Source organism: Nitrobacter hamburgensis X14 (assembly GCF_000013885.1).
GTDB classification, from domain to species: domain Bacteria; phylum Pseudomonadota; class Alphaproteobacteria; order Rhizobiales; family Xanthobacteraceae; genus Nitrobacter; species Nitrobacter hamburgensis.
The window spans coordinates 145,195-163,621 of the sequence record NC_007964.1; the positions used below are offsets into that span (position 1 = coordinate 145,195).

Genomic DNA, 18,427 nt, shown 5'->3' on the forward strand with positions numbered 1-18,427 from the left:
AGGTTCTTATTGCGTTAATGCGGACCTCAACGGCTCATCGTGGGGCCCGCACGCGCCGATCCGCTCAGGCCGGGATGTGACGGGCCGCCATCAATCCCGCAAGCGCGTCGGCCAGTTTGTCCCGATCGAGCGGTTTAACGAGAAAGCCATCCATGCCGGCCTCGAAGCAGGCAGAACGATCGTCAAGCAGCGCGTTGGCCGTCAGCGCCAGAATGGTCGTGCGGCTGCCGCGCTGGCCGGCTTCCCGTTCGCGAATTCTCTTGGTGGTCTCGACGCCGTCGAGTTTAGGCATCTGCACGTCCATCAAAACGAGATCGTAGGGCGCACCCGCTGTTCCGGCGGCGACCCATGATTCAAGTGCTTTCTCGCCGTTTGCGGCGAGGATCACGTCGTGTCCAAGGCGGGTCAGGAGCGAGCGTATCAATAACGCGTTGATCTCATTGTCCTCCGCCACGAGGATCGAAAGGCTTTGCGTGGGCGCCGTGGTCGGCGCCTCGGACTCTTCGAGAGTATTGCAATCATGCCGGCCTTCGGTTGCCCGGAGCGCGGTCGGGCCGTCGGCCGTCGCCGCCAATCGCGCCGCGATCGACGCGGTTCGCAGAGGCTTGACCAGGTAGCCGGTAAACGCCCCCGCGCCGGGGGTCTGAAGGTCATGCCGAGTCGACGGCGTGACCATGACGATCCGCCGCGCCGCGTGCCGGCATGCGGTCTGACCGAGCCGCCAGACATCCTCCGCGCCCATGGCATGATCGACGAGCACGGTGTGCCACGGCCGCCCCGGAAGCAGGGCGTGGGCAACAGCGATGTCCGATATCGTGCAGGTCTCGGCGCCCCATCGCTCCAGCCGCCGGGCAAGCAGCGACGCCTCGATGGTTTGGGGGGCCACCAGCATGATCGGGTGTCCTGTCAGATCCGGCGTGGAGAAGCGCTTTCGCTCAGGTGGGCTGTCGTGAGCGGGGAGGGGTATCGACACCTCGAATGTCGAACCGGCACCCGGTTTGCTCTCGAGCGTGATGCGTCCGCCCATCCGCTTGACGATGCGATCGCTGATACTCAATCCCAATCCCGTTCCGCCGTAGTTGCGCGCTATTTGTTCGTCGGCTTGTTCGAACTCACGGAAAACCCGCGCCTGCGCGTCCGGCGTAATGCCGATGCCAGTGTCCTGAACCATGAAACGGATGGTTCCCGGCTCGGTACCGGGCTCGACGATCAGCGCGACGCCGCCGGACGGCGTAAACTTGATGGCATTTCCCGCAAGATTGAGCAGGATCTGGCGCAATCGTGTGGCGTCTCCGATCACCTCGATCGGCAACTGCTCGTCGATATAGGCGGCGATTTCGAGTTGCCGCGCCTGCGCACGCGGCGCCAGCAGTTCGGTAATGTCCTCGATCAGGTCGGACAGGATGAAAGGACGGCTTTCAAGGTCGATCTTGCCGGCTTCGATCCTGGAATAGTCGAGCAATTCCTCGATCAGCGACAGCAGTGCGTCGCCGGACGCCTTGACCGCCTTGACGTATGTCGTCTGTTCGGGTGTGAGCGAGGTGTCGAGCAACAATCCGCTCATGCCGATAATGCCGTTCAGCGGCGTACGAATCTCGTGCGAGGTCATCGCCAGGAAGCGCGATTTGGCCCGGTTGGCCGCGTTCGCGTGATCTCGTGCTTCACCGAGCGCGTACTCGGTCTCGGTTCGGTTGGTGACATCGCGGCCGACGCATTGCAGTTCCGCCGGATGGTTGGCGTCGATCCGCACGAGGCCTTCGCGCCACGCAATCCAGCGCGGACCGAGCGCGGTTTCGACGCGTTGATCGTGGATGCGCGTGCCGTTCGATTCAATCGCGCTCTCACCCTGCTCAAGAACGGGGAGCGCGAACCGGCTGCCGAGCAAATCCGCCCGCGATCGCTGAGCCAGAACACAATATGCGTCGTTGACCGAGGTGATAAGACCGTCCGCGTTGCGCAGAACGATCAGATCGTCTTGCGATTCGAAGAGGCTACGTGCTCGTTCCTCCGCTTCCTTCAACTCCCAATTCCGGTCCGCGAGCGTTTCATTGTGAAGGGAGATCTTGCGAAGCTTTCTGCGCATCCAGCGCAAGCGCATGCTCAGGATCGCTAACGCGACACACGCCAGCGCGAACAGGAAGCTCACGCCGATTGCAAAGGCGTTCGGGTCGTAATCGGCACTTCTGCTTCCGGAAACGAAGCCGTAGGCGCCCCCGAACGCGATCGAGAAAGTCGTGACGGTCCGAAAAGCTAGATGCAGCCGGGGATGTCGTCGGATCAATCGGCGCAGACGGGCCCTGATCCAGAACAATCGCGCCATCATCGACCACCCCGAGTTCGTCTCGCGCTCAGCATTTTTCTGCCGGAGGGCGGAATGCCGCCGGCAAGAGCGTGCGCATCGCGCCCGTCAGCATGGGGGGACGACATTGCGAAGTGCTTGAGGACCGAGGCCAAATCTTGTCTGCTGCGAACAGGGTTAACGATGTCTTAAGGAGCACAGACACGCTGCCGCGAGGCGGATCGGCGTGCGGTGCGCATCCACGACAAGCGCGGCCGCGTCCTCGATCGCGAATATTCTCGCCCGCGTCACGCGGCTTATGGTTGGCAAAGTCTAAAGAGAAGTCGTTACCCTCGGGTTGACGACCAGCGTCATGGAAGCAAGCCGCGATCAGGCGGCGCGTTTGATGTCGTCCGCGAGCGCGCGATAGGAGAGAGCTTCAGCGAGGTGCAACCGGCCGATCTTGTCAGCGCCGTCGAGGTCCGCGAGCGTGCGGGCGACGCGGAGCACCCGGTGATAGCCGCGCGCCGACAGGCGCATGCTTTCCGCGGCGTCGCGGAGCAGCTTCAGCCCCTGTGCATCCGGCTGCGCGATGTCTTCCAGCGCGGCGGCCGGGGCCTCGGCGTTGGTGCGGACATTCGGGAGTCCGAGCGCGGCATAGCGCTCCGCCTGGATGTCGCGTGCCGCGGCAACACGGGCGCCGACTTCGGACGACCCTTCCGACGAGGGCGGCAGAATAAGGTCGGAGGCGGTGACGGCCGGCACCTCGATTCGCAGATCGATTCGATCCATGAGAGGTCCGGAAATGCGTGTCTGGTAATCTGCTGTGCAGCGGTCATTGCGGCCGCGTTTGCAGGCATAGCCGGGTTCGTAGGCGTGGCCGCAGCGGCATGGATTCATCGCCGCCACCAGCATGAAACGCGCGGGATAGGTGACGCGATGGTTGGCACGGGAGACCGCGATCTCGCCGTTCTCAAGCGGCTGCCGGAGCGAATCGAGAACCCGCGGATCGAACTCCGGCAATTCGTCGAGAAACAGCACGCCGTTATGCGCCAGCGAGATTTCACCGGGCTTGGCGCGCGTGCCCCCGCCCGTCAGCGCCGCCATGCTGGCGGAATGATGCGGCGCGCGAAACGGCCGGCGCGAGGTGAGCGCCCCGCCGTCGATTTCGCCGGCCACGGAGGCGATCATCGACACTTCCAGCAGTTCGGCCGGCGACAGCGGTGGAAGGATCGAGGGCAGGCGCGCTGCGAGCATCGATTTGCCGCTGCCGGGGGAGCCGATCATCAGCAAGTGATGCTACATTAATTTCAAAAGAATATTGCAACAAAAACAGACACTTACGAAACGTAGGCGACAGGCTGCGGGTTGACGAAGGAAACGCGCGCATAAGCATGTTCCCCGTCCCGTCGCCGCAGGGGCGGGACCGCGACCGATAGGTCGGCGGAGGAGACAAACGGAGCTCAGACGGGGCAATTCTCCGCGCGTCTTCCAGTGAAAGTTTCGGCGGTTGGGTGTTGGTAGAGTATAGCATTACGATTCTCAAAATTGCGCTCGTCGCAGGGGTATGCGGCGCCGAATTTCGTGTTCTCAGACCTGGGTATGCAAGATGTCGGTTTCTTGGACAGACTGGAAAACGGACGACAAAGATGGCGAGTTTGCTGGTCCGGCCAAGCAAGATATCCGCCGCACCTATTCCTTTCCGAACATCGATTCTGCGGGCGGCATTGCAACGCTCACCATCGTGTGCGTACTCGAAATGACCATGCTTCCGGACGGCGAAAATGTCAGCCTCGATCGAAAGCTACGATTTTATTTACGCCCCTTTCGGCTCCAACATGAAGCAAACTTTATCATGGGTTTCATGACGCGCGCTGAATCGCACGGAGGTGAGTTTGACGTTTTGGCGGCTCCAAGTGGGGATGAAGACGGCATGGCCATCATCGCAAAATATGGCGGCCGTAACGATGTATCCGCCTGCATTGCTACGCTACGGGCAGGTCGTGATCTGGTGTTCTCGCTCCAAGACGAGCAGGAATCGTTGGTCAATTTTTTACTTCCAAATGATGACACGTTTCAGCGACTCTATGATGAAACGATCCAAACTCTTCAACAACGTGCCGTATTGAATCAGATATTGATGGTGTGGAACGGCCCTTCGAAGCGGCACCGAAGGTGCTTATCGTGGTGATGCGAACCGCCACGAAACAAAAGGAACCGTTCCCATGGAGAAGATTATCACGATCGGCTTAGACTTGGCCAAGTCGGTATTTCAGGTCCACGGCATTGCCGACGACGGGAGTATCGTCGTCCGCCGAGCCTTGCGGCGATCGCAGGTGCTGGACTTCTTCCGCGCTATCGACCCGTGCCTTGTCGGGATCGAGGCGTGTGCAAGCTCGCACTACTGGGCGAATGCCATTGGGCAACTCGGGCATACGGTCAGGATGATGCCGCCGACCTACGTGAAGGCCTACGTCAAGCGAAGCAAGACCGACGCTGCTGATGCCGAGGCGATTTGCGAAGCAGTATCGCGGCCCACCATGCGCTTCGTGCCCATCAAGACCCCCGCCGAACAGGCAGCCTGCATGGTGCTGAGGACCCGTGAACTATTCGTCCGTCAGCGGAGCCAGACGGCGAATGCAATGCGTGCTCATATGGCTGAGCTCGGCATCATCGCCGCCGCGGGCATGACCAGTATCGCGAAGCTCATCCTGGTCCTGCGGGACGCAGAGGACACGCGTCTCCCAGTCGCGGCTCGGGCAGCGCTCCTCGAGATGGCCGAGCAAATCGAGATGCTGACGGCACGTATCGAGAAACTCGATACGAAGATCATCGCGACAGTGAAGGCAGATGAGACCGCCTGGCGACTGACCAGCATCCCAGGCGTCGGACCGATCATCGCCGCGACAGTCCGAGCCACAATTCAGGATCCCACGGTATTCAAAACGGGCCGCGATCTTGCTGCCTGGATCGGAATTACTCCGCGAGCTAACTCCAGCGGCGGCAAGGAGCGGCTTGGCCGAATATCAAAACAGGGAAATAAACAGTTGCGCACGCTGCTGATCGTTGGCGCGACATCGATCCTGAAGCAAGCTCGCAGAGGCGTAAAGCTGCCCTCGTGGATCATCTCGCTGATGGCACGGCGACCATATAAGGTCGTAGCCGTCGCGCTGGCCAACAAGATCGCCCGCACGATTTGGGCGCTTCTCGTCAAAGGCGGCACGTACCAAGCACCCGCGATCATGACGAGGGCATAGAACAAAAGGAATTCCGGCGTCTCGCGCTGGGATCAAGCGGCAAGGTGCCAAAGCATGATGAACCTGAGGGACGATACCTCGATGCCGACCAGACCGTCTGACGCACTGCGCCTTCGAGCGCGTGAATTTGATTAGGCGATCGGTATCGCGGATCTCATCGTGGCCAGCGGTTAAGGACCGCGCCAATTAGGCCGGACATATGACTGCACCGTCCGACGGCGATTTATGCGACGAATACCTTGCTAACCGGGCCGTTCCACATATGCGCCAGAACGCGGAGCTTCAGCACACTCAGACGACAGATGCCAAACCGAAAGCGCCGAAAGCAATGTTCATCGCGAAAATTGTTGGGGTGATTCCTAAGGGCATGTCCCTAACTGTCGCTCCCTCAGAGACAAGAGAATTTGCGACGCAGTCTGAAGCAGTTGATTGGTTGTTGGGGGAGGCTTTGAGTAGTCTTCCCACCCCGGTTAATTCTGTGGAGGTTCTCTCACCTGATGGCAAATCGGTGTGGAGGGAATGGCACTGGAGCCACGATGCTCTCAAGACAAAGAATGAGAAATGGTGGAACGAGAGAGATCCGGGTCGCGCGAAGAGAGAAAAAGAATTGTCTGAAAGACGTCGGAAAATTGCTTCAGGTGAAATCTCTGGTAACGAACTTTCGGATGCCGAACGATTCCAGCGAGACAATCCAGCTTGGACAGGTCCGTATTTCGCATATATCCCCACTAGAACAGTAGATCGCGGATGGATTTGGTTTTCCCAGTACTGGGAACGCCCGCATATCGGTCTGAAGTATGCGAGCAAAAATTGGTTTCTCGATTAGTCGTTTTTTTGAAAACAGGACATCTGATGAAACGCCGGGGCCTTCTCTTAGTGTTGTTCGGATGGTTGCCATGGCTCCGAGGTCGAGCGGTAGCGTTAGAAAGGGGCACTTCTATTCCAGCGGACGCTCAGAATGATCTGGCCCTTATTTTGTTGAATGAATTTTCGGAATGGTACAGGGCGCTTGCGCCTAAGGGCACTCTTCCCCGAGCTTTCACTGGTGTGTCGAGCAACGGCAGGCAAGCGGTAATTATTCTAGCCGACCTGCCTTTAGACCATGTTCAGCGTAGAGAATTCTTGATCTGGCTGTGCCGAAATGAAAAATTTATTGCGTATGCGTACGGAACGAGAGTGGGTATTGCCAACGATTCCGATTCCTTCACCGAAGGCTTGGATATCTACGCATCATCTGATCGGTATGATGCCAGCAGAACGTTGGGCGTCGAAAGGCAAGACGGAAGCTTCATTCAGCTCACCGAACATAGTCATTCCTTATTGCCATCGAATCCAGCCAACGGGATTTTCTTTGGTTTACAGCGTTCGAACAAGACCATTGCGCCCGATAGTGAAGTCGCTTTCCTCGGCATCTGGCAGAACCTGAAGTCTAAAGTGATGTGGCGGCAACGGTAGATTACGCAGTCGCTGTCATTGAGGTGACAATTCGTCCGCCAAACGCCGAACCAAGATTTGGAATAGGCCGAGGTTGACGTCGGGAACGCGCGCATACGCTTGCGCCCCGTCCCGTCCCCGCAGGGGCGGGACCGCGACCGATAGGTCAGCGGAGGGGACACGCGCGCGTTCCGGACGTCACCGCCGCGCGGGGCCCACAAACTATTCGGGAGGATGGTGGACGCCGCGAGGCGTCCAAGGCTGGGACCCGTGGCCCAGCCTGTGCCGTCCGGAGAATCGTTTGGGGGAGAAGCGGCGGGAAACCCCGGCCGACGTCATCGCCCGCAGCCATCCCCCGGAATAACGATCGCGGTGCCCACGCAACGATTTTCGGGCTTTCGCGCGAAGTGTCCCAAAATTGTACAGGTTTAAACGCGATTCTAGAGGGGGGTTTTGGTCTGGGGTGGATGATTGCCCACGGCTGAAAAGCCCTCGCCGATCATCGCGGCAAAAGGCTGCGTTGGCCCGATCCGCGTTCGGAGGGCCACCCATCCAATGGTCCCAGCGTGTCCGGAACAGGCGCAGCCGTTTCGGGGGCAACGGCTGCCATGATCCGTTTCCCGGATGCCCGCCACTCACGTAGGCATCGCTTGGGACGGTTGCGGACGGCGATCTCAAGACGGTGCCAGTCTTCCGGATCGATCATCGTCATGAAGAAAATTTGCAACGCTTCGTCGTCGCGGACGTCGGCTCGATGGCCAAGGACATCGCACCATGGGCGACCGTCAACGCGGATGCGCTTGTGATGCTCGTGACGGCGGGCAGATGTCTCATCGGTTCGAATCCACGCGTCGATATCCGGCGCGTAGAAAGCCCATTCATGCCGTTGCGATCTTCCGGAAGCGCGGTCGATGACGTAACGGCGCAGGATGTGCGGGGCGACGGTCATAAGTCGTACTCATCATCTTCCTCGGGAAATGGAAATGCGAAAGAATTGAGATCGTCGAGCGCCTCCTCGACATCAAAAGTATCGCTTTGCCCAAAAGCCCATTTCTCCGCTTGCGCCCGGCATCGATTGAGATACTCGACAACGTAAAACATTTGCGTGCCGCGACGATCAAAATATCGCATCGCTCTCCAGTAGCCCATGTCTTTGGCGGCATCGTGTTGACGATCCATCAAAGCCATCATTTCTTCCGCTTGAAAGCGAAGGCGCCCGACGTTGATCAAGTCGTTTGCGATCATCTCAAATGACGCCTGAGAATCCTTTTCTTTCGAAATCATCACATCTCCAATCTGTTTTCGTCGGCGCGCTTTTCGGCGTCCGGCTTCGGCGGCGTGAATTTGCGGCCGGTCTGTTTCTCCCACGCTTCAAGCTCGGCGGTGCCGATCTGGCGGAATCGATTCAGTTGAGGGATGACGTCTGCAACGGTCCTTCCGGAAAGCTCTTTTCTCTGGTCATCGTCGAGATAGATCGCAAGAAATGCTTGCAGATTGCCGCGCAATCGAATGATTGCATTTCGGTCGCCCATCGCTCCCGCGAGCAGGTCTTGCGCGTCCACCATTTCTGTCCTGACGGCGGAAATTGTTTTGACGCTTTTCGCACCGGCATCTTGCTCGCGACGCCAAGCGGTCTGGATCATCTGCGACGGTCGGCAATTCTCAACCGTGATTCCTTGCCGCTGCGCGGCGATCCAAAGCCGATCTTGCTCCGCTTGGGTCCAGTGACCATCCAGCGTAATGTTGCCCTTCCAGGCGTCACGGGCTTTCAATAAAACGGCGTTGACGGCTTCGTCCGTGACGCCGCCATGAATTTCCAGTTCGGCACCGGTATCGCGGATGCGCGCATGTCCGGCGTCGACCCAGCAGCCGTCGCTGGCCGGGACGGCCACATAACCACGGGCCGCCCACCACATCGTTAGCGATTTAATCTTATCCTCGCTGAGTTTTACGACGTGAAGGGCCTCGGCGTTTGCGCCAACTGAAGCGGTTTTCGCCAAGTGCTGCACTTCGGTCCCAAGATGTCTTGCAAGCGCCTGTGCGAGGACGGAAGCGCGGCCGGTGTTGCCCCATGTCCGGATAGGCTTTCGGGTTCTGACGTCGAATTCAAGCCAACCACCGTCCCTCGTCATCACTCGTGCTGTCGCGCGGCCAGGGCTGGGGACCTTCACCATATGAAGGTCGTTGCTGAATTGAGTGACGTCAAAACCACGCGGCGCAATGTCCGCGAGCAAACGGGTTTTGAGATCGAGCGATCTAGCAGGTTTCAAGAGCTTCATACGAACCTCCTTCAACGTTTCAAGATCACTTTGATCCGGAATTCTGCCGGCGGCCATTTTCATCGCAATTGGCCCGACGTCTGCGAAGTCGATAGACCGGAAAGATGCGACGGCGGCTCGTTCTGCAACGCGGCGATGCAAGGAGCGGTCGGGACGTCCGCTTGCAATGGCTTCCGCCGCTGCCTTCAATGCGCGGAAGTCGGCCCGGCGGAGTCGGGCGACGTCGAGATTTTCGCGCACATGGTTTCGATGCGCGCGAGGGCTTGATTTTGATGGGCCAAAATCTCGATTACGGCTGTCAAAACCCCCTTCAACTCGTCGATCGGACTCGACCCCTGGTTCTCGGGATCGTCGAGCAGCTGCAATAAGGGCTGAAGATTCTCCGAGAATTCTCTGGCGTCCAGGGCTGCGAAGTAAATCGCTTCGCCGGGGTTCTTCGGCTTTCCTCGCGGCTTCTGCTGGTCTGACATTTTCATTTTTCTCCATTCGAGCGGCGACCTCGCCGCGTTTCATCCTGACGATCCGATCAAGAGCGCCGATCTCGACGTCGCCGGCGGCGACGACGAACACGCCCGCTTTCTTTCCGGGGCGGACCTCGAGTCTTTGTTCGGCAAGGGCCGATCGGAAAGCGACGGCGTTGTCCGCAGCCGTCCAGGCGGCGCGGACCGCTGCCTGTGTTTCCGGGAGATCGACGCCTGCACGCGCAGCCATCGCGCGCGTCGTCGACGACATTGCCGCACGCGGCAATTCCGCCGGAACCTGCAAGGCGTCGGCGACGTCATCTCGACCCATCGCCCGCAATTCCGCGGCGACCGCAGCGGTCCTGCGGGAATGCGTCAGGTCCTCGCCGATGTCGACCTCGATCGACCGTGCGACGGCTTCCAGCTTCCGGAACGAGCCGCTGTCATCGAGGGCCTTTCCGTCCGGCCCGATGTGACCGAGCATGACGTGGAAATGCTGGTCGACCGCCTTTGCCGACCGTGCCTTTCCATCATGCTCGAACAGCACATAAGGATGATCCTCGGCGCCGAAGGCCACGAGGATGCGGCGGACGGCATCGTCGATCTGTTCCGGAGACATGCGCTTCACCGGAGAGATCGCGATGTGGTGCATCGCGACGTCGGCAAAGGATCCGTCGCGCATCATCTCCATGTAGACCGCGACGTCGTCGGCGTTCGACAACGCCACGTTGCCGATCTTCACGACGCGCGACGTCTGGCCGATCTCCTTCCGGAGATGGGCGAGCAGGTTCTTGGTGTCGCGCTTCGTTCGACCATGGCGGACCGTCGTGATAATCATGCTGCGGTCTCCCGCAAAGCCATCACAGCACGGGTCAACGCCTCCACCTCGATCCGGAGCGCATCGAGCGCCGCAGGATCGACGCGGCCGCCGATGTGGGCATGCCTGGCCATCTGGTTGACGTTTGATCCGATGCGGCCGGCTTCGCCCAGGAGCGGCGCGACGGCAGCCGTCAAGACGTCACGCTGTTTCCGGAACGGCACGGCCTCACGGCCTGCCGCTCGGAGCGTGACGACGCGGGCGAACGATGACGGCCCGAGACCTTGGGCGGCGGCAGCCGCCACGACGGCAGCACGCTCGTCCGGCGTCAGCCGGAGCGTCGTCGTCGTGGTTTTCTGCCGCTTCTCCGTTCCGGACACCGATCAATCCGTTATGCGCTTCCCTTGGGGGTTCGACAGGGGGCTTGCCCCCTTCGCCAGCGTGGGGTTGCGGTAGCACCCCACATTGCTGGCTTACCCAAGCTTACCCAAGAAGGCTGCGGCGGCCGGCGGCTTCAAACAAGCCGACGGGTGTCATGATCGATCTGGCGAATTCGTCGGGGAATGACACGACAATCCGTCGCGAAGGCCACGAGAATCCCCGACATAGTGTCAACTATTAGCCATTTCGGCTGCCATCGATCCTTCCGGAAACTTTCTCGGCGGCTTTCAGGGCGGCGACCTTCGCCCATCGCTCTGATGGAAACGAACCAAGCGGATGGACGCCGATGCCGTCCACGATCTCAACCGCGAACCCGCCTCGGAGCGGCTGAATTACGAGATCGATTCCGCAATGATCTGCAATGAACCCGAAGATGTCGGGCTTATATTCAAAGCGAAGGTCATCAATTCGCATCTGCAATTTCCTATTTTTCACTTGCGATGACGGCAACAAAAACGAAGTCATGGCGCAATGTCCAGGTCTTCCCGGAATGATGAAAACGCCTGCAAAGTAGGACGAAGGGACTCGTTTGACGTCGGCAAGGATTCAATCCTTTGACGCCAAGGACTCGATAAAGTCGCAAGCGTTGATCCGCGGCGACGTGTCGCGGTCAGCTGCGCGGTTGTTGACGTCATCCAGTTCGTCGCAGGAAGCGAGGCGGCACCCAATTCGTAATGGCCATAGAAACGTCTGGAACGTGCCTCTCGTCGCTCTGACCGTGCCGGGCGGATGTTGATGCCACCTTCCGCATTCCCCCCGTTCGTTGCCCCGCCTGAGACCGTTGCGCGGACTTGCGCGCTTTCGCGCCCGTTCCGCCGCCTGAGGCAGCGGTGGTCCTCTTGCGTGGAGGGGCTGTGCCACCTCCGGAGGTGGTAGGTTGTTTTTCTGGTTCTGTCCGAGCGGGGTGCAAGCACCCCGTACCCCTCGGTACGGGTAAACCCCCCTTCGGGGGGGTTATACCACCATATACAGCACGAATCGCGGCCCTCCTTATTCCTGAGGCGTTTTCGCTCGTCGGCAAGGATGCATGGTGAGCCTCATCGATCGCCTTACCGATCGTTGCTTTCGAGACTCCGAGTTCGGCGGCGATCTCGGCATATGTAAGCCCGCTCCGGACGTGCATCCACGTCGCGCGCTTGCCGAGTTCGATGCGCGTAGTGCGCTTGTCATCATGCGACGTCGCGCCGTTCGTTTTGCGGCGATCCCGCGCATCTAGTGTTTTCCGCTCGCGCCTCACATCCGGGCTCAACAAAACGCGCAAGCCGGCCGCGCGCATCTCGGCTTCCTCGATCGCCAGCCACTTGATGATTGTTTCGGCTTTCATCCGATAACGCGGGTCGACTTCCTTGCCGTCGAACTCAATCGTCTTGCCAGCCGCCGCATCCTGCGCACGCTTGATGATCGATCCCATCCGGGACCGGGCTTCGCGTCCGCGCCAGCTTGAAACCTGTTCGGCGATCGCCTCGATCTGCCTTTGCAAGGCAGGCGCCGGCGTGATCCACGACAACGCCATGGCGGCGCAGAACAACCAGTTGTCGCGCTGTCCGGCTGGAAGACGTCCGCTCGTAGAGCGGTATCGGTGCTGCCGCAGGCGATGAAGATCTTCGAGCACGGCTTCGGCGTAGCTTGCAGAGTCGCGTCGGGCGGCCGGCTTTCGGCCTTTCCGGGACTTTGGTTTCGATTCTGCCCGACGTTTCGCCCGCTCGGCGCGGAGGGACACGATTTCGGCTCTCGTCATTGGCAAGATTTCGTCGGCAAGCTCATCAAAATCGTATCGATATGGTTTTGCCAGTTCATCACCCTGAATCCAGATCAGATGAACCAGGCCGCGCGCTGGGTCCTTTCTGGTCGCGTTCGGATTCCAGCTTCCGGAAAGCCGCAGCACTCGCGCCGCGTCTTTCGCGGCGGGATCGGCGCCAAACAGCTTTAACGTTTCCACGATCCGATCCTGCATGAGATTCCAGCGTGGAAGGGCCTTCGGCGTCACGAGGTTATGAGGCCAGACAAGATGCAAGCCACTCCCGGAATCCATCACGAAGCAAGGCGGCGGCATCCTGGCATCGTCGAGGGCGAATAGGACTGCGGTTAGAACCGCGCGCGGGTCTCGTCCTTTCCACCGTGTTTCCTTGTAATCAATATCGACATAGGCACAGCCGATTGCCGCAAGATTCCAAATCTTACGGCAATTGGGCCGCTTGAACGCCTGCATCGAGAAATACAAATCGTCCGCCGTTCGATGCTTGCCGTTCTCGATGAATTTTTCTGCCGCACACTCGGCATTCCCGCCAACAGGATCGGACCATGTCTTCCATGCGCGCTCGCGCCCCTTTTCGTCAGTCCATCGCCCCTTTTGCCCCCACACCACGAACCCACGGCGGAGGCGAGTACCTTGGGCATTCGGCGGATGAACCGCGCGGATGTGTTCGGCGGGACCGAACGCACGGCGTTCCGTGTTGTCGACGAAACGGAATCGCGGGAGAGACGTTTTTGCGGGCTTGTCGTTGACACATGCGAGGGCTGGCGCCACCATCTGAATTGCTCCGTAGATGACCCCGGCGAGCGGCTGATGACCGCGAAGACCCGGGGTTATCTTTTTATGGTCAGAGCAATCGGCGCGCGGCGCAACGCGCGACGAGACGTCCGTAGTCTCAACGCGGAAAAACGGCGACAAAATAAGGAAAGAAAAATTCCGGGAAGATCGGCTGCGTGATAAAAATCCGCCGAAAGAGAATGGCAACCATCAAGTAATGATCGTCGTGTTCCGGAATGATCGCGAAAACCAATATTTTCAGACTCTGTTGCTATTCCGCGAAGCCTACCAATCCATATCGCCGGCCCTGTCGATTTGGCCGGAAAGGTGGTCGGCGAACAACGTCATTTCCTCGATTGAGGTCATCGCGCTTCGATAGGTGCCGTCGTGCGTCATTGTCAGAATGAGCGGGAGTTCATATTCTTGAATGTAAATTCTGGCGGGAGCGCGAGGCCCTTCCCACAGATGCACGATGAATTTCTCGATCGTCCGCAGCGCATGTTGCAGGTCGTAAGGGCTGGGTTCTCCGAGAGTAAATTTACGACTCCCTATCGGGTCTGGCAGCAACACAGGTACTGCGCCTGCGGAAGAGTGAAAGTGGAACGCTTCTCCTAGTTTTCCAAATGAGCCGTGTGCAGCAAAATTTCGTAATTCTTTGCGCACGACGAGAAGCTCGTCATAAAGTTTTTTCGAATGTTCGTCCGCCAGGTCGAAAGCCAGTTTGAACTTCGTCGACCAGTTAGCTTCCGCGGCACTCGTAACTTCATTTGCGCTCGTTAACACACCACGCAGGATGCCGACGTGAATAAGGACATGTTCTGTCCAACTAAAGAACGCCTCGATAGCAGCAAGGCCGAGCCATTTTGCCTCAGTGCGAAGCCGAGAAGCAGGGAAGGAAAATGTCTGCCACTCCCCGCCATCTATTGACTTACCCGTTTTGACAATTCGTTCGTCTTTACGGGCTTCGGCATCGTCCGCTTTCAGGTGATAGCCGTCGCGTAAGAATACAAATCGGTCAAAAAGCGAGGCGCTCTTGTTGGTCACATTGATAGCGGATTCATCGATTGCCCTCGCGGCAAGCCAGTCGAAGAAAGGTCGCGCTGCTTTCACAGCTTTGTGGATGTGATTGACGATTTGCTGTGCGTCAGCCTCGTCCCTGTCGAGGTCCGCCGCAAAGACGCCGACGCCAAATTTCCTGTGCTCGATCAGAAAGGCGCGTCCGTTGAAATCGATCGGGATCGACCACGCCAGTTTCTCAGATCTCCCTAAATCGCGATAGCCGAGAAGATCGACCAAAACGAAGTAAACCAGATGCTGGGCTGGCAATTTTCGGCCTGCGTTAGTCCGCTTGGCGTCGAAAAGGAAATCTTTGTCGGCTGGAGTACTTGCCGTTGCCGGCTTCACGGAACCAAGGGCACGGCAGGCAGCCTCGCGAACGGGTTCTAGTTCAGAGGGAAGCTCGGTGTGTAGTTTATGCGGCATGGGAAGTTATCTATGCCATTGGCCTAAATTTGGCTGATGCGCGCGGGTCGATGCCGGTCTGCTCTGTGACCAGATTGATAAAGTTAAGAGCGGTCCCATAGAACTTCTTGGCGTTCTCAGCGTCAGCCATTCGCGTGTATTCAAGACGCCATTTTTTCTCATGTAACTTGCCAGGAGCACTCGTCGTATTATCGATTTCGGTGGGTTCGATTTCATAAGGCGATGCGTGTGTCACTAGATTGCGCCATTCTTGCATCTGCCCGATATACTGGAACAGGCCGTTACCCTTATCGATCTCAATGCCAGCCACAGACATCAGCATTTCCATCTTGTCCCAGAAACGCCGTGCATTGCGATAACGTTGGAAGTCGAATCCTGAGAAGCGTTCGTGTGACCGCATCGAGAAGGCGACCGATGCCGAAAAGCTCTCGATCGCCGCGAAAGATAGAACCATGCCTCCGGTGAAGAAGGAAAAACCCATCGATAGGGTACCAGTTCTGGGCTTTTTGTCTGCAATCAAGCCCGCCTTGATCAGTTCGGCGGCGGCATGAAGTGTCAAATCCCAATCGTGGTTCTGCGCCGAATATTCATAGATCAATTTTTTGCTTTCGTTTTGGGTTGTTCGGGTGGGGCAACGAGGTGATGGCGCGAGGCGTTACAGTTCCGCAGTACAGAAGTCGTGCTCATCATCTTGATCGTTTTTACCCATTTCTTCGACAAGTACGGACAGCTGTCGCGACAAATCATCTTGTCGTTCTGAATGGCCCGCGAGCATATGAACGGCGGAGATGGCATCGATTGCACCACTCGCGGCGAAGAACAAGGCGGTCAGGAGGGTGACAAAATGCTCGGTCACCCACAGTTCGTCAAACTCCTCCTGCCCGCGCGCCGGAACATCGCGACTGCCCTGCCAAAAGAGATTCACACCGTAATAGGTGCCGTGAAGGAGCTCGGAGGCCGGTCGGTAGACGGAGAAGGATGCTGCCCCAAGGCACAGACCAGCACGCCCGTGTCGGTTTGAGATGACGGTGATGCGACTCTCGAGATTCTCTGGTGTCCAGGATCTTACCTCTTCACCGCGCTTATTCGTAAATTCCTCAAGGGCTTCTCTTACCCCGGGCAGATGATCCATCTCGATGCCGATGTCACGCGAAACCGTAATGTTATGTTTGCCCACACGTCCTTGGCGACGGAGGTCACGCCACCTTTTCTGGCGCATGTGTCGGACTGCCCTTTTGGCCATCGGTTCGCCTGAGACCGCTATAAATGCCGCGTTGACCGCCGTCTCGACTGCTGATCTAGCTATGCCGAAGCAGTCGCGTATGCTCATGTCGCGTTGATGGGTGAGCGTGAGCACGCTGTGGACTGAGACGCCCACCGCCTGAAGCATGAGAAGCGGCACGCGGATTGCTTCGTTCTCACGGGCGCTGTCGAGCGCATGAAGTTCATGGATGAGCGCATCAATCGCACGCGTCTGAGCATGCAACAGATTCCTGCCCAGTCGGTGATGTTCGGAAAGCTGCGCACGATGCGCTTGGGCTTCATTTTCCTCAGCCATGCGGCGATCCTATAATTCTACCGGACGGATCGCCAGCGCCATCGGATCTATCATTCCGGGATAGCAGTCGCATCACCCCGGATGAATGGGTTTTGCCTCCGCCCCCTCCAGGGGGCTCACGGCACCTCGCAGGGGCGTTCTCGATAGCGTCCGGCTCGGCCTTCAGCCTCGACGTCCGCGAAGTTCGAAGTTCGGCGCTGGCGTGTCTTGCGCGATCATTTCCGGATCGGGAGCAAAGAAATCGAGGCCGTGAACATCGTCGCTGTTGAGCCAGATCAGCCATGATCGGGTTTCAAAACCATAAGCGGCCCAAGGGACCCGTCCGGGTGGCAAATTCAGTTGCGGGATAAGACGGGCGGTCGCACCTTCCTGCGAGTGAAATTCCACGATCTGCACGAGCTTTCGCATCTGGTGCGCCAGCCTCACGCGATACTCGTAACGGGTTCGATCAGCAACGACCGTCATCAATTGTGAAAGGTCGATTGCATTTATCAGTGCGGCTTTGACGCCGGGGTCTGCCGCTGTTTTCGCGGCTTCCTTTGTGGCCTTTGTAAGCTCGCCCTTGATGTGTTTGACCTCAGCCGCAACGGTCTGGAAACGCTCGGCGGCGGCATCGTCGCCGCTTTCAACGAGGACGATCAATCGTTTTCGGCGTTGCTCGGCATCTGCAAGTTTGGCCTGCAAAATGTCGACTTTGTCCGACACCTCGTCGCGCTGCTCACCGAACACAACGGCGTCGACGTCGATGTACGTCAAAGCCTTCAACAACCGGGCCTCGATCCTGTCGACACGCCATCGCTCGGTGTTGGAGCATTCGAACTTGCGCCGTGCGGCCGAACATTCGAAATAGGTCCCGCCCTTCGGAAGCGGTCCCTTATTGATGATGTGCATCGCGCTTCCGCAGTCGCCGCATTTCGCCAGACCTTGAAGCAAGTGGGCGACGCCTTCGCCCTTCCGCCCGCCCCGTCCGCGACGGCTCTCCATTGCGGATTGCGCGCGCCAGAACGTGGCTTCATCTATGATGGCAGGGTAGAAACCTTTGACGGGGTCGCCTTCGGGTTTTCGGGCCCAGTGTCGTCCGACATGGGGTTGATATTCGCCAAGGACCGTCCGTGACGTCAGAAGACGTCGCAGGCTTGACGTCTGCCAGCCGTTATTTTGCTTTTTCTTCGAAACCATGAAGGTGGGGATGCCGTCGGAGTTGAGGGCCTTGAGAATCGTTCGGCTGCCATGGCCTTCGATAGCCATCCGAAAGATGCGCTGAACGATCTGCGCCTTTTCCGGAATGACTTCATATTTTTTATTGGCGATTTGAATCCACGCGGGACACCGCCGCGTCAGCGGTCGGCCTTCCTCACGCGCCGCCTGTTTCTTCTTTGCCCACGCCTCCCCGACCCGCTTTCCTTTGGTGCGAGATTCCTCGTGCGCACGGGCCATAACAGCGATGGAAACGATGAGAGGTGACCAATCATTATTAAGACGCTCGGCGCTATATTCCTGGCCGTCGACAAGGGTCACGATCGTGATGCCCGATCGGATCAAATCGAAAAGCCGTGAGGCAGCATCAATGACCGCTTCGCGGCTCAATCGATCCAGCGATTCGACCAACAAGATTGAGCCCTTAGGAATCTTTCCGGACTCAACGAGATCAAGGAAAGAGCGGAGCGCACCCGTCGTCCGATTGGTCCCCGTGTAGGCAGAAATGCCGAGGTCACGCAGGGATTCGTCCATGACCAAACCGCGTTCACTGCACCATTGGCGAGCGTTGTCGATCTGACGTCGTAAGCTGTCGCCCTTGGCCTGCTCAGGCGTCGAAAAACGTATGTAGCTGTAAACTTTTTTCAATTTCTGCCACCTCAACCCCTCACCGGATAATCGGGAGAAGTTAAT

General features: G+C 58.5%; 17 protein-coding genes and 2 pseudogenes. 8 read left to right on the plus strand and 11 right to left on the minus strand.

Annotated elements, in window-relative coordinates:
- Positions 1-64 precede the first annotated feature (64 nt).
- Positions 65-2,320, minus strand: coding sequence for an ATP-binding protein (locus NHAM_RS00645; RefSeq protein WP_041358554.1), 2,256 nt, complete (start codon positions 2,318-2,320; stop codon positions 65-67).
- Positions 2,321-2,668: 348 nt separating this feature from the next.
- A pseudogene (locus tag NHAM_RS00650) lies at positions 2,669-3,577 on the minus strand (YifB family Mg chelatase-like AAA ATPase); the annotation flags it as partial.
- Between the two features lie 310 nt (positions 3,578-3,887).
- Here NHAM_RS00650 and NHAM_RS00655 point away from each other — a divergent pair.
- From NHAM_RS00655 to NHAM_RS23800, 4 genes are all read left to right on the plus strand, one after another.
- A complete protein-coding gene (locus tag NHAM_RS00655; protein ID WP_041357514.1) occupies positions 3,888-4,469 on the plus strand; it encodes a hypothetical protein in 582 nt (193 codons plus the stop codon).
- Between the two features lie 34 nt (positions 4,470-4,503).
- On the plus strand, positions 4,504-5,535 hold the full coding sequence (locus tag NHAM_RS00660; RefSeq protein WP_011508717.1) for an IS110 family transposase: 1,032 nt from the start codon (positions 4,504-4,506) through the stop codon (positions 5,533-5,535).
- Between the two features lie 199 nt (positions 5,536-5,734).
- The gene (locus NHAM_RS26265; protein WP_157043485.1) at positions 5,735-6,361 is read left to right on the plus strand and encodes a hypothetical protein; all 627 of its coding nucleotides are present in this window, start codon (positions 5,735-5,737) and stop codon (positions 6,359-6,361) included.
- A 26-nt stretch (positions 6,362-6,387) separates the two neighbouring features.
- Positions 6,388-6,990, plus strand: a complete 603-nt coding sequence (locus NHAM_RS23800) for a hypothetical protein (RefSeq protein ID WP_049769272.1) — start codon at positions 6,388-6,390, stop codon at positions 6,988-6,990.
- Between the two features lie 478 nt (positions 6,991-7,468).
- On the opposite strand, the gene NHAM_RS00670 is transcribed toward NHAM_RS23800, so the two are convergent.
- From NHAM_RS00670 to NHAM_RS29175, 5 genes and pseudogenes are all read right to left on the minus strand, one after another.
- On the minus strand, positions 7,469-7,918 hold the full coding sequence (locus tag NHAM_RS00670; RefSeq protein WP_011508741.1) for a hypothetical protein: 450 nt from the start codon (positions 7,916-7,918) through the stop codon (positions 7,469-7,471).
- Positions 7,915-8,253, minus strand: a complete 339-nt coding sequence (locus NHAM_RS00675) for a hypothetical protein (RefSeq protein WP_011508742.1) — start codon at positions 8,251-8,253, stop codon at positions 7,915-7,917. Before NHAM_RS00675 ends, NHAM_RS00670 begins: the two co-directional genes overlap by 4 nt.
- Positions 8,253-9,959, minus strand: coding sequence for an LPD7 domain-containing protein (locus NHAM_RS00680; protein WP_245269964.1), 1,707 nt, complete (start codon positions 9,957-9,959; stop codon positions 8,253-8,255). The genes NHAM_RS00675 and NHAM_RS00680 overlap by 1 nt, the downstream gene beginning before the upstream one ends.
- A 204-nt stretch (positions 9,960-10,163) precedes the next feature.
- A pseudogene (locus NHAM_RS29170) lies at positions 10,164-10,547 on the minus strand (relaxase/mobilization nuclease domain-containing protein); the annotation flags it as partial.
- Positions 10,544-10,906 carry a plasmid mobilization protein gene (locus tag NHAM_RS29175; RefSeq protein WP_011508744.1) on the minus strand — a complete coding sequence of 121 codons (363 nt, stop codon included), beginning with the start codon at positions 10,904-10,906 and terminating at the stop codon, positions 10,544-10,546. The pseudogene NHAM_RS29170 and the gene NHAM_RS29175, both read right to left, overlap by 4 nt.
- A 337-nt stretch (positions 10,907-11,243) precedes the next feature.
- Here NHAM_RS29175 and NHAM_RS26270 point away from each other — a divergent pair, with 337 nt between their 5' ends.
- From NHAM_RS26270 to NHAM_RS26285, 4 genes are all read left to right on the plus strand, one after another.
- On the plus strand, positions 11,244-11,411 hold the full coding sequence (locus tag NHAM_RS26270) for a hypothetical protein (protein ID WP_157043486.1): 168 nt from the start codon (positions 11,244-11,246) through the stop codon (positions 11,409-11,411).
- 583 nt (positions 11,412-11,994) lie between these two features.
- On the plus strand, positions 11,995-12,183 hold the full coding sequence (locus NHAM_RS26275; protein WP_157043487.1) for a hypothetical protein: 189 nt from the start codon (positions 11,995-11,997) through the stop codon (positions 12,181-12,183).
- Positions 12,184-12,546: 363 nt separating this feature from the next.
- Positions 12,547-12,897: a hypothetical protein gene (locus NHAM_RS26280; protein WP_157043488.1), complete on the plus strand. Its 351-nt coding sequence runs from the start codon at positions 12,547-12,549 to the stop codon at positions 12,895-12,897.
- 459 nt (positions 12,898-13,356) lie between these two features.
- A complete protein-coding gene (locus NHAM_RS26285) occupies positions 13,357-13,677 on the plus strand; it encodes a hypothetical protein (RefSeq protein ID WP_157043489.1) in 321 nt (106 codons plus the stop codon).
- A gap of 105 nt (positions 13,678-13,782) precedes the next feature.
- Here NHAM_RS26285 and NHAM_RS27865 read toward each other — a convergent pair whose 3' ends face one another.
- The 4 genes from NHAM_RS27865 to NHAM_RS00715 form a co-directional block, all read right to left on the minus strand.
- A complete protein-coding gene (locus tag NHAM_RS27865) occupies positions 13,783-14,979 on the minus strand; it encodes a hypothetical protein (RefSeq protein WP_011508747.1) in 1,197 nt (398 codons plus the stop codon).
- Between the two features lie 10 nt (positions 14,980-14,989).
- Entirely contained in the window at positions 14,990-15,577 is a 588-nt protein-coding gene (locus NHAM_RS00705; protein ID WP_011508748.1) for a hypothetical protein, read from the minus strand.
- A 57-nt stretch (positions 15,578-15,634) separates the two neighbouring features.
- Positions 15,635-16,537: a DUF5677 domain-containing protein gene (locus NHAM_RS27405; protein WP_011508749.1), complete on the minus strand. Its 903-nt coding sequence runs from the start codon at positions 16,535-16,537 to the stop codon at positions 15,635-15,637.
- A gap of 162 nt (positions 16,538-16,699) precedes the next feature.
- Positions 16,700-18,382, minus strand: coding sequence for a recombinase family protein (locus NHAM_RS00715; protein ID WP_245269966.1), 1,683 nt, complete (start codon positions 18,380-18,382; stop codon positions 16,700-16,702).
- Positions 18,383-18,427 lie beyond the last annotated feature (45 nt).